This window comes from Sphingopyxis sp. (genome assembly GCF_041916015.1).
GTDB lineage: Bacteria > Pseudomonadota > Alphaproteobacteria > Sphingomonadales > Sphingomonadaceae > Sphingopyxis.
Genome location: NZ_JAYSAH010000004.1, coordinates 1 through 10511, shown reverse-complemented (window position 1 = coordinate 10511; position 10511 = coordinate 1). Strand labels below are relative to the sequence as shown.

9 protein-coding genes and 1 pseudogene are annotated in these 10511 nt (G+C 68.7%); 8 read left to right on the top strand and 2 right to left on the bottom strand.

The genetic code is table 11. The features are described from left to right. Positions 1-343 (top strand): formate dehydrogenase accessory sulfurtransferase FdhD (locus ACE3SL_RS00405; protein ID WP_374523783.1); only part of this gene is annotated, 343 nt, incomplete at its 5' end. Positions 344-605: 262 nt separating this feature from the next. Here ACE3SL_RS00405 and ACE3SL_RS00400 read toward each other — a convergent pair. Both ACE3SL_RS00400 and ACE3SL_RS00395 read right to left on the bottom strand, forming a co-directional pair. Beyond that, positions 606-1256 (bottom strand): DUF1345 domain-containing protein, encoded by a 651-nt coding sequence (locus ACE3SL_RS00400; protein WP_374523782.1) that lies wholly within the window; start codon positions 1254-1256, stop codon positions 606-608. A gap of 8 nt (positions 1257-1264) precedes the next feature. After that, the gene (locus tag ACE3SL_RS00395) at positions 1265-3541 is read right to left on the bottom strand and encodes an FdhF/YdeP family oxidoreductase (RefSeq protein ID WP_374523781.1); all 2277 of its coding nucleotides are present in this window, start codon (positions 3539-3541) and stop codon (positions 1265-1267) included. 303 nt (positions 3542-3844) lie between these two features. Here ACE3SL_RS00395 and ACE3SL_RS00390 point away from each other — a divergent pair, with 303 nt between their 5' ends. From ACE3SL_RS00390 to ACE3SL_RS00360, 7 genes and pseudogenes are all read left to right on the top strand, one after another. Further along, the gene (locus ACE3SL_RS00390; protein WP_374523780.1) at positions 3845-4600 is read left to right on the top strand and encodes an AcvB/VirJ family lysyl-phosphatidylglycerol hydrolase; all 756 of its coding nucleotides are present in this window, start codon (positions 3845-3847) and stop codon (positions 4598-4600) included. Continuing rightward, on the top strand, positions 4597-5001 hold the full coding sequence (locus ACE3SL_RS00385) for a DUF2147 domain-containing protein (protein ID WP_374523779.1): 405 nt from the start codon (positions 4597-4599) through the stop codon (positions 4999-5001). Before ACE3SL_RS00390 ends, ACE3SL_RS00385 begins: the two co-directional genes overlap by 4 nt. Further along, positions 4998-7595, top strand: a complete 2598-nt coding sequence (mprF, locus tag ACE3SL_RS00380) for a bifunctional lysylphosphatidylglycerol flippase/synthetase MprF (protein ID WP_374523778.1) — start codon at positions 4998-5000, stop codon at positions 7593-7595. The genes ACE3SL_RS00385 and mprF overlap by 4 nt, the downstream gene beginning before the upstream one ends. Next, positions 7595-8017 (top strand): PDZ domain-containing protein, encoded by a 423-nt coding sequence (locus tag ACE3SL_RS00375; protein WP_374523777.1) that lies wholly within the window; start codon positions 7595-7597, stop codon positions 8015-8017. The genes mprF and ACE3SL_RS00375 overlap by 1 nt, the downstream gene beginning before the upstream one ends. Further along, entirely contained in the window at positions 7986-8672 is a 687-nt protein-coding gene (locus tag ACE3SL_RS00370) for a winged helix-turn-helix domain-containing protein (protein WP_374523776.1), read from the top strand. Before ACE3SL_RS00375 ends, ACE3SL_RS00370 begins: the two co-directional genes overlap by 32 nt. A gap of 5 nt (positions 8673-8677) precedes the next feature. Then, positions 8678-10051: a sensor histidine kinase gene (locus ACE3SL_RS00365; RefSeq protein WP_374523775.1), complete on the top strand. Its 1374-nt coding sequence runs from the start codon at positions 8678-8680 to the stop codon at positions 10049-10051. Between the two features lie 73 nt (positions 10052-10124). Beyond that, positions 10125-10511, top strand: a pseudogene (locus tag ACE3SL_RS00360) (helix-turn-helix transcriptional regulator); the annotation flags it as partial.

Below are 10511 nucleotides of genomic sequence, written 5' to 3'. Positions count from 1 at the left end.
GCCGCTCGGCCGCGCGACCGGCGCGGTCCACGCCGCCGCCTTCTGCGCGCCGACCGGCGAGATTCTTTGCGTGCGCGAGGATGTCGGGCGGCACAATGCGCTCGACAAGCTGATCGGCGCCCTCGCCCGCGCCGCGATCGACCCGGCGTCCGGGTTCATCCTGCTGTCGGCGCGCTGCAGCTTCGAACTGGTCGAAAAGACCGTGCGCGCGGGCTGCCCCGTGCTTGTCACCATCTCGGCGCCGACCAGCCTCGCCGCCGAGCGCGCCGCCGCCGCCGGGCTGACCCTCGTCGCGCTGGCCCGACCGGATTCGGCGCTGCTCATCAGCGGGACGATCGACTAGGGTCAGGACCCATTAATTCCGCGCTCGAGGTTTGAAGCGATTTTGCTCAGGGCGAGGAGAAAAGGCGAAGGAATATGTCAATATTTCAAGACTTTTCGACGCTGACCTGGGCAAAATCGGTCAAATCCCGCAGGGACGCCGAAATGGCTTCTATCTCAGGCTCGCGCGACCTTGCGGGTAGCGATGCTACCCGCTGCGTCCGCCCAAGCCCAATATCTTCGCCATTTCGACGCCTCGATCGTGGAATTAATGGGTCCTGACCCTAGGACCCGCCGAGCGCGTTCACGGTGAACGCCAAAATCCCCATGTTGAACACGAAGGCGGCCATGCAATGGCCGAGCACGACGCGCCGCATATGCGCGCCCGAAATGGTGACGTCGGAGGTCTGGAAGGTCATGCCGAGCGTGAAGCTGAAATAGAGGAAATCCCAATAGCCGGGCTGCTTCATCCCCGGCACGTCGAGTCCGGCCTGGTCGCACGCGTCCTTCTGCAGATAATAAAGATGCGCATAGTGAAGCGTGAACACGGTGTTGGCGAACAGCCAGGAAAGGATGAGGGTCGCGACGATCAGCGCGATATCCATATGGCCGAGCGGGCCGGGACTGGCGATCAGCGTCCCGACGGCAAACAGGACGATCAGCGACAGCAGCACCGAAATCGCGAGGAGACCGGCACGGTTCGCGTCATTGTCCGCCGACCGGCGCCGCATCTGCACCACGCTCGATTGCAGGAGCGGCAGACAGGTGACCAGAAAAACGAGGGTCGCGACGTCGAAACCGGCGAGCAGCGCGGACCGTGGATGCACGCCGAACCAGGCGGCTCCACCGCTGAGGATCAGGAAGATCGCCGCGAACAGCAGGAAACGGGCGGGCGCGATGCTCCGGCCGAACGCGAATCGCGGCGTCTTCGCCATTGCGGCCCCTAACGCGCCGCTGCGCCGGCGATCCGCACCGGGATCGACTTCGCGGCGGGGCAACCGCTGATCCGGTCGAACAATTCGAGCGGGAGCAGCGGATTGAGTTCGGGATAATAGCCCGCGACCGCGCCGCGCGGCATCGGATAGTCGATCAGGGTCAGCCCCTCGACGCGGCGTTCGATCCCGTCGGCGGCGATCGTTTCGAGCGCGACTTTGGCGCCCGCTTCCAACCCGCGCGCCGCGCGATCCTCGGCGTTGACGAACAGGATCATCCGGTCGCCCGACACACCGCGATAGCGGTCGTTATAGCTGTAGATCGTCGTGTTGAACTGGTCGTGCGAACGCACCGTCGCGAGCCGCAGCATATCGGGATCGTCGACCGCCGCGTTGGCGGCAAGCCCCGGCAGGATCAGGAAATTCGCCTTGCCGTTCGGGGTCAGCCACACCCGCCGCCGCGGCGCGACATCGAGATGGAACCCCATCGGCGCCTCGATGCGCTCGGCAAAGCCTTCATAGAGCGCGGGATAGACCTCGGCGATCTTGTCGCGGACCGCGCCATAATCGTCGATGTAGCGCGCCCAGCCGGTGCGGCTCTCGGGCAGCGCCGCCAGCGCCATGCGGCAGACGATCTCGACCTCGGGCTTGCAGTCGGCGCTTGCGGGGTCGAGCACGCCGCGCGAGGCGGTGACGTTCGACATCGAATCCTCGATCGTCACGAACTGCTCGCCCGCCGCGGTCTCGATCCGCTCCGAGCGGGCGATCACCGGCAGGATCAGCGCCTCACGCCCATGCACCAGATGGCCGCGGTTGAGCTTGGTCGCGATGCCGACGGTCAGGTCGAGCTTGCGCATCGCGTCATAGGACCGCCCGGTATCGGGGATCGCACGGACGAAATTGCCGCCGAGCCCGATGAAGACGCGCGCCGTCCCCTTCTCCATCGCCTCGACCGATTCGACGGTATGATGGCCGTGCCCGCGCGGCGGATCGAAACCGAAGACCTCGCGCACCCTGTCGAGATAGGCTTCGGTCGGCTTTTCGTCGATCCCGACGGTGCGGTCGCCCTGCACGTTCGAATGGCCGCGGATCGGCGAGATGCCCGCGCCCGGCCGGCCGAAATTGCCCTTGAGCAGCAACATGTTCGCAATCTGCTGGACGAGGCGCGACCCGAGCTGATGCTGGGTGATCCCCATGCCATAGCAGATGATCGTCGCCTTCGAGCGGATATAGATGTCGGCGCAGCGGCGGATCTGCTCCTCCGAAATGCCCGAGGCGGCGACCATCGCGGCCCAGTCCTGCGCCTCGATGTCCGCCTTCAGCGCCGCAAAGCCCTCGGTATGTTCAGCGATGAAATCATGGTCGAGGATCGACTCGCCCGCCGCCTCGCGCTCGAACATCACCTTCATCATGCCCTTGAGCAGCGCGAGATCGCCGCCGATCTTGATGTGCACGAACTCGCTCGCGATCGGCGTCGAGCCGAAGGTCGCCATCTGCACGACATCCTGCGGCTCGGTGAAGCGGATCAGCGCGCGTTCGGGCATCGGGTTGACCGCGACGATCGGCACCCCGCGTTTGCGCGCCTCGACCAGATTGGTCATCATCCGCGGCGAATTGGTGCCGGGATTCTGTCCGATGACGAAGATCGCCTCGGCATGCTCGAAATCGTCGAGGATCACCGTGCCCTTGCCGACCCCGATCGCGGGCGGCAGGCCGCGGCTCGTCGGTTCGTGGCACATGTTCGAACAATCGGGAAAATTGTTGGTCCCGAACTCGCGCACGAAGATCGAATAGAGAAACCCCGCCTCGTTCGCGGTGCGGCCCGAGGTGTAGAACTCCGCATGATGCGGGCTGTCGAGGCCGCGGAGGTGCCGCCCGATCAGCGCGAAAGCCTCGTCCCAGCTCACCGGCACATAATGGTCGCTCGTGGCATCATAGCGCATCGGCTCGGTGAGCCGCCCCTGCATCTCGAGCCAATAATCCGACTGTTCCATCAGCGCGGACACGCTGTGCTGCGCGAAGAAGTCGCGCGTGACGCGGAATTTCGTCGCCTCGTGCGCAAGCGCCTTCGCGCCGTTTTCGCAAAATTCGAGCGTCTTCTTGCACGTCGCGTCGGGAAAGGCGCAGCTCGGGCATTTGAAGCCGCCCGGCTGGTTCATCGCCAGCAGCGCGCGCGATCCCTTCGTCACCACGCTCTGTTCGAGCAGCACCTTCGCGGTCGCCGCCGCCGCGCCCCAGCCGCCGGCGGGGCTGGTGTAATTTTTATAGCGGGGTCGATCCTCGGCCATGGCGCGGGCTCCGTCTGGAATGACATCCCGAGTAAAGCATAGCGGCCGAGTAAAGCATAGCGGCGGCGCCATGAAAAGCGGCCAGCCCCCGGGGGCGGGGGCTGGCCGGATGCAGGCGGGCTCGGGCTAGCGGGTGCCGGGTGAAGTCCGCGCCCGCCTGCGGTCAGGGTCGTTCGGGAACGCAATCAAACCCGAACAGCCCCTTGCTACCGCCCGCCAGCCGTCCGCGGCATGACCGCGACATGACAAACTCGTAATCCGCGCGTCAGCTTGCGGAGTCGCGCCGGGGCCTATGACGGCGGCATGGCAGAAGGCACGACCATCAGGCGGCGGACATGGGTGCGGGCGACCGGGCTCGCGCTGCTGCTCGCCCTGCTCGGCGCAGGCGGCTATTATCTGCACGCCGGCTGGTATCGCCCCTTCGCCTTTCGCGACCTGCCCGCCGCCGCGCCCGATCGCGCCCGTCCGGCGATCGTCATGCTGTCGGGCGACATGGGCGACCGGGTCGGGATGACGCCCAAGGTCGCGGCGCGGCTTCACGCGCGCGGCTATGCGGTCGTCACCGTCAACAGCCTGTCCTATTTCTCGCCGCGCCGCACCGCGAGCGAGGCGGCGGCGCTGATCGCGGGCGCGATGCGCCGCGCGATGGCGCTCGGCAAGACCGGCCGCGTCATCCTGATCGGCCAGTCCTTCGGCGCCGACATGCTCCACGCCGGGCTCGCAGAATTTCCCGAAAATGCGCGGCGTCCGGTCGAGGCGGTGATCCTGATCGTGCCGGGGCACGACATCATCTTCCGCGCCTCGCCCATCGAACTCGCCGGGTTCGAAACCCCCGACGCGCTCGCCTGGCCGACGGCATCGCGGCTGAGCTGGGCGCCGCTGACCTGCATCCGCGGCGCCGAGGAGCGCGGCAGCCTGTGTCCCGAACTCGCGATGCCGAACGTCCGCCGGGTCGTGCTGCCGGGCGGGCACCCGCTCCACGGCGACGATGCGGCGCTCGCCGCGGCGATCCTGTCGGCGGTCGACGCGGCCCCAGCCATGAGGAGTGACATGACATGAAGATGATCGCGACGGCGCTGCTGCTCGCAGCGTCGGCCGGACTGGCGCAGCCGCAGCCGCAACCCCCCATCTCCCCGATCGGCGTCTGGCAGAATCCGAAGGGCACGATCCGCGTCCGCACCCGTCCCTGCGGTGCGCTGCTCTGCGGCAATATCGTCTGGGCGAGCCCGGTCGCCATGGCCGACGCGCGCGAGTCCGGGGTGACGTCGCTGATCGGCACCGAACTGCTCAGCGATTACCGCCACACCGGTCGCGGGCGCTGGACGGGTCAGGTCTATGTCCCCGACCAGGGCCGCCGCTTCTATTCGACGATCGAGCAGAAGGGGCCGAACGATCTGCGCATCTCGGGCTGCATCCTCGGCGGCCTCATCTGCAAGCGGCAGGACTGGACGCGGCAATGAACATCGCCGGCGTCCTGACGTGGGGCCGCGCGAACAAGCGGCTGCTGTCGATCCTCGCGGCGCTCGCCGTCGCGGCGATCGGCCTGTCGGCGCTGTTCGGCCTGCTCCACTCGGTGCGCCCGCGCGCGGTCCGCCATGCCTTCGATGCACTGTCGGCGGCGCAGGTCGCAGGCGCGCTCGCGCTGACGGCGGCGAGCTATCTGCTGCTCACCCTCTACGACAGCGCCGCACTGCATGTGCTCGGGCGGAGGCTGCCATGGCGCACCGCGGCGCTCGCCTCCTTCACCAGCTACACGCTCAGCCATAATCTCGGCCTCGCCCTGCTCACCGGCGGGTCGGCGCGCTATCGCGTCTATCGCGCCGCGGGACTCGGCGGCGGCGAGATCGGCAGCGTGATCGCGCTCGCGAGCCTCGCCTTCTGGAATGGCGTGATCCTGCTCGCCGGCATCGCGGCGGCGGCGAGCACGCACATCCTCCCCTTCTTCGATTGGGGCCTGTCGTTGCACGGACTGCATCTTGCGGGGCTGGCGACGATCACGCTCTGCCTCGTTCCGCTCTTGCTCCGTCATTTCGGACTGACGGCGATCGAGGTCGGCGGCTGGCGGACGCCGCTTCCCGGCCCCGCGATGAGCGCATCGATGACGCTCGTCGCCGCGCTCGACCTCGCGGCGGCGAGCGCGGCGCTCTATATCCTGCTCCCCGCGCCCGATCCGTCGGCCTTTCCGCTCTTCTTCCTCGGCTATGCGCTCGCAATCATCGCGGCGCTGATCAGCCATGTCCCCGGCGGGCTCGGGGTGTTCGAGGCGGTGGTGATCGCGACCGTTCCCGGCGACAAGGCCGAGCTGCTCGCGGCGCTGCTCGCCTACCGCATCATCTATTATCTGCTGCCGCTGCTCGTCGCGGCACTGCTCCTCGCCTGGCACGAGAGCCGGGCGTGGCACGGGCCGGCAAGGGAAATCGCGGCGGCAGGGGAATCGCTGCTGCGCGAACTCGCGCCGCCGCTGCTCGCCGCGCTCGTCTTCGCCGGCGGGCTGATCCTGCTCCTCTCGGGATCGACCCCCGCCGACACCGCGCGGATGCACGACCTCAAGCATGTCTTGCCGCTGCCCTTCGTCGAAGCCTCGCACCTCGCGGCCAGCCTGTCGGGAACGCTGCTCCTCTTCCTCGCGCCGGGGATGCTTCGCCGCCTCGACGGCGCCTTCGTCGCGACCCGCGCGCTGCTCGCCGCGGCGATCCTCTTCTCGCTCGCCAAGGGCTTCGATTATGAGGAGGCGCTGATCCTCGGCGGCATCGCCGCCGCGCTGCAATGGAGCCGCCCCGCCTTCTATCGCCGGACCGCGCTGATCGACGCGCCGCTGTCGACCGGCTGGATCGCCGCCGCGCTGACCGCGATCCTCGCGTCGGCCTTCGCGGGCTTCTTCGCCTACAAGCATATCGCCTATGACAGCAGCCTCTGGTGGCAGTTCAGTTTGAAAGGCGACGCGCCGCGCTTCCTGCGCGCGCTGTTCGGCATCGCGGTGCTGCTCGCCGGGCTTGCGCTCTGGCGGCTGTTCGCGCCGTCGCCGCGCACGGCGCGGAACAGCGATACGGTGGATTTCCAAGACCTCGAGCCCGCCTTCGCGCTCGCCGATCATACCGACGCCTTCCTCGCCCTCACCGGCGACAAGCGTTTCCTGCTCGCCGACGAGGGCGACGCCTTTCTGATGTACCGGGTGGCGGGTGCGAACTGGATCGTGATGGGCGATCCGGTCGGCAACGAGGCACGCTGGTCCGACCTGCTGTGGAAATTGCGCGAGCGCGCCGACGCCGCGCAAGGCCGCCTCCTCCTCTACCAGATCGGGGCGCGAACGCTGCCCTATGCGATCGACCTCGGCCTCGGCATCGTCAAATATGGCGAGGAAGCGTGCGTCGAACTGGCCGGCTTCACCCTCGCCGGACCGCAGGCGAAGACATTGCGCCACGCCGAGCGCCGCGCGGTGCAGGACGGCGCGCGCTTTGCGATCCTCGCGCCCGACGAGGTATCGCAGCATATCCTCGAACTCGGCGCGGTGTCCGACGACTGGCTCCACGCGAAGAAGCAGCGCGAAAAGGCGTTCAGCCTCGGCAGCTTCGATCCCGCCTATATCGCGCATTTTCCCTGCGCGGTGGTGCGGATCGACGGGCGGATCGTCGCCTTCGCCAACATCCTTGCTACCCCGAACCGCGAGGAGATGTCGGTCGACCTGATGCGCCATGTCGCGAACCTGCCCTATGGCGTGATGGATTATCTGTTCATCCGGCTGATGGAGCATGCCCGTGCCGAGGGCTATCGCCGCTTCACCCTTGGCATCGCGCCGCTCGCCGGGATCGACGGGCGCAAGCTGGCGCCGGCCTGGGCGCGCGGCGCCGCCTTCCTCTTTCGCCACGGCGAGATGCTTTACGGGTTCGGCGGGCTGCGCAGCTACAAGGCGAAGTTCGCGACCCATTGGGAGCCGCGCTATATCGCCGGCCCGCGCGGCATGGGCTTCGCGCAGGCGATGGCCGCAGTCCATCGCATCGTCAGCCGCCCGCCGGCGAAGAAGAAAGCCGCCCCTCCTGCACTGGTGCTGGTCTGATGCAGACGGCGCCGCCCAGCTCGATGCCGCCGGCCGGCGCGCTGCTGATGACATTGGCGGCGGTCGTCGCGCTCGCCGCGCATCTCGCCGCGTCGCCGCACCTGCACCGCCGCGACCAGATCCCCGGGCTGACCTATGAAACCCGGCGCGACGCCCCGCGCGCGCCGCTCGCCCTGATCGTGACCAGCGTCGAGGACGGCAGCCCCGCCGCAAAGGCCGACATCGCCGCCGGCGACGTCATCGACGGCATCGACGGCAAGCCGATCCGCTCGGTCTCCGCGGTCGCGCACGCGGTACGCAGCGACGCGGCGAAGGGCGTGCTGCTTCATATTCGCCATGAGGGCGAGAGCCGCTATAAGCATCTGCCCGCCCGCCGCGCGAAGGAGCCCCATGTCGCAAAAGATACTCGTCGTCGAGGATGACCGGACCACCGCCGACTTCATCGTCAAGAGCCTGACCGGCGAAGGCTTCGTCGTCGACCATGCCGCCGACGGGCGCGACGGCCTGTTCCACGCGACCGACGGCAGCTACGACGCGATCATCCTCGACCGGATGCTTCCCGGCATCGACGGAATGGCGGTGCTCGCGGCGCTGCGCGCGGCGCAGATCGCGACCCCGGTCATCATCCTGTCGAACCTGGGCGCGGTCGATGCGCGGGTCGAGGGACTGACCTCGGGCGCGAGCGACTATCTGGTCAAGCCCTTCGCCTTTTCCGAACTGCTCGCGCGGCTGAAACTGCTGATCGCGCGGCCGTCGGGCGGCACCCAGGTCGAAACGAGCCTCGCCTGCGAGGATCTGGAGATGAACCTGCTCAACCGCCGCGTCACCCGCGCGGGCAAGCGGATCGAGTTGCAGCCGCGCGAATTCCGCCTGCTCGAATATCTGCTGCGTCACAAGGATCAGGTCGTCACCCGCACGATGATGCTCGAAGGGGTGTGGGAATATCATTTCGACCCCGGCACCAATGTCGTCGATGTTCATGTCAGCCGCCTGCGCCGCAAGGTCGACGACGGGTTCGACAGGCCCCTCGTCCACACGATCCGCGGTGCCGGCTATATGCTCGGCAAGGCCGATTAGCCCGGATGAAGCCGGGCTTCTTTCAGTCCACCACCTTCCGGCTCGCACTGGCGCTGCTGCTCGTCCAGGTCGCGGCGCTCGCGCTCGGCCTCACCATCATCCACCGCTTCACCGAGGCGACGATCCTCGCCGACGCACGCACCGCCGCCGAGGTCGCGCGCGACGATTTCGCCGAGGAATACCGGCAGGAGGGCGAGGCGGGGCTGGTCCGCGCGATCCGCGACCGGCTGGCGGCGCGCGACGACCAGAATTTCGTCGTGCTGCTGAAGGCCCCCGACGGCACCCCCATTGTCGGCAACCTCAAACAATGGCCCGCGACCGTCGGCCCGGCGCAGTCATGGCGGCGGATCAGCCTGTTTCGCGAAGGCGGGCTCGCCGCCGAGGAGATGGGGATCGTCACCGCGCGGCTGCCCGAAGGGCGCGTGCTGCTGACCGGTGAGGTGCTCGAAGCGCAGGCGCAGCTCGCGCGCGCGAGCCAGGCCGCCTTTCTCTATGCGCTCGCCGCCGGACTCCTGCTCGCGGCGATCGTCGCGGCACTCGCCGCCTGGATTCTCGCGCGCCGCGTCGACGCTTTCGCGCGCGCCGCCGCGGCGATCGCGGCGGGCAAGCTAGACGCGCGCGTCGTGCGCGACGAGACCGGCGACGCGTTCGACCGGCTCGGCGTTTCGATCAACGCGATGCTCGACCGGATCGAGGCGCTGGTTCGCGAGCTTCGCATGGTCACCGATTCGATGGCGCACGATCTCCGCTCGCCGGTCTCGCGGATGAAGGCGACGCTCGAACAGGCGCTTGGCCGGGCGCAGGACGAGGGGTCGGCGGCGGCGCTCGGCGGCGCGATCGACGAGGCCGACAGCCTGCACCGCCTGCTCGACACCGCGCTCGAGATCAGCCGTGCCGAGGCGGGCATCGGCCGCGGCCAGTTCACCCGCTTCGCGCTCGCGCCGCTGCTCGAGGATCTTGCCGAAGTCTATGGCCCGCTCGCCGAGGACGAGGGCTTCGCGATCCGCGTCGAGGCCCCCGGCGATCTGGAGGTGGTAGCGCATCGCGAAATGCTGCTGCGCGCGCTGTCGAACCTCATCGACAATGCGCTGAAATATGCGGACGGCGGCACGGTCATCGGGCTCGCCGCGGCGCGCGGCGCGGGCAGCGAGGTCATAGTGTCGGTTGCCGACGACGGCCCCGGCATCCCCGAGGATCGCCTCGACGAGGCGGCGAGGCGCTTCGTCCGCCTCGACCCCGCGCGCGGCGGACCCGGCGCCGGACTCGGCCTGTCGCTCGTGGAGACGATCGCGCACATGCACGACGGGCGGATGGAGATCGCGCGCGCCGATCCGCACGGCATGACCGTCACCCTCTGCCTGCCGATTGCTTCGGATTGACGCCGAAGCCGACCCGATCCCGCTAGGCCCCGCGCCCGATCGACGCCAGCCTCGGTGCATCGAGGGAGGGCGCATGCGGGAAAACGGGGGCCATATCCATCTCATCCTGCCGGACGCGGTCGAGCGGGCGGCCTGTTTCCGCGTCCTCGCCGACCGGCCCGGACGGATCGTCCGCAGCTTCGCGAGCGGTGCCGACTGGCTCGAAGCGGGCGCCGACCGCGACTGTGCGATCCTGCTGTTCCACTGGCACCAGCCAGGCGCGGTGGATGGCGAAGCGCTGCTCGGCCGCATCGCGGGGCGCAGCGGCATCACCGCCTTCGTCGCCGCGAGCCGCCTGACGATCGCCGAAAGCCGCGCGATCCTGCGCGGCGGCGCGCACGACCTGCTGCCCGCCCCGCTCGATCCCCGCCTCGTCCGCCGCACGGTCGACGGCGCGGTCGCGGGGTGGCAGGCGCAGCAG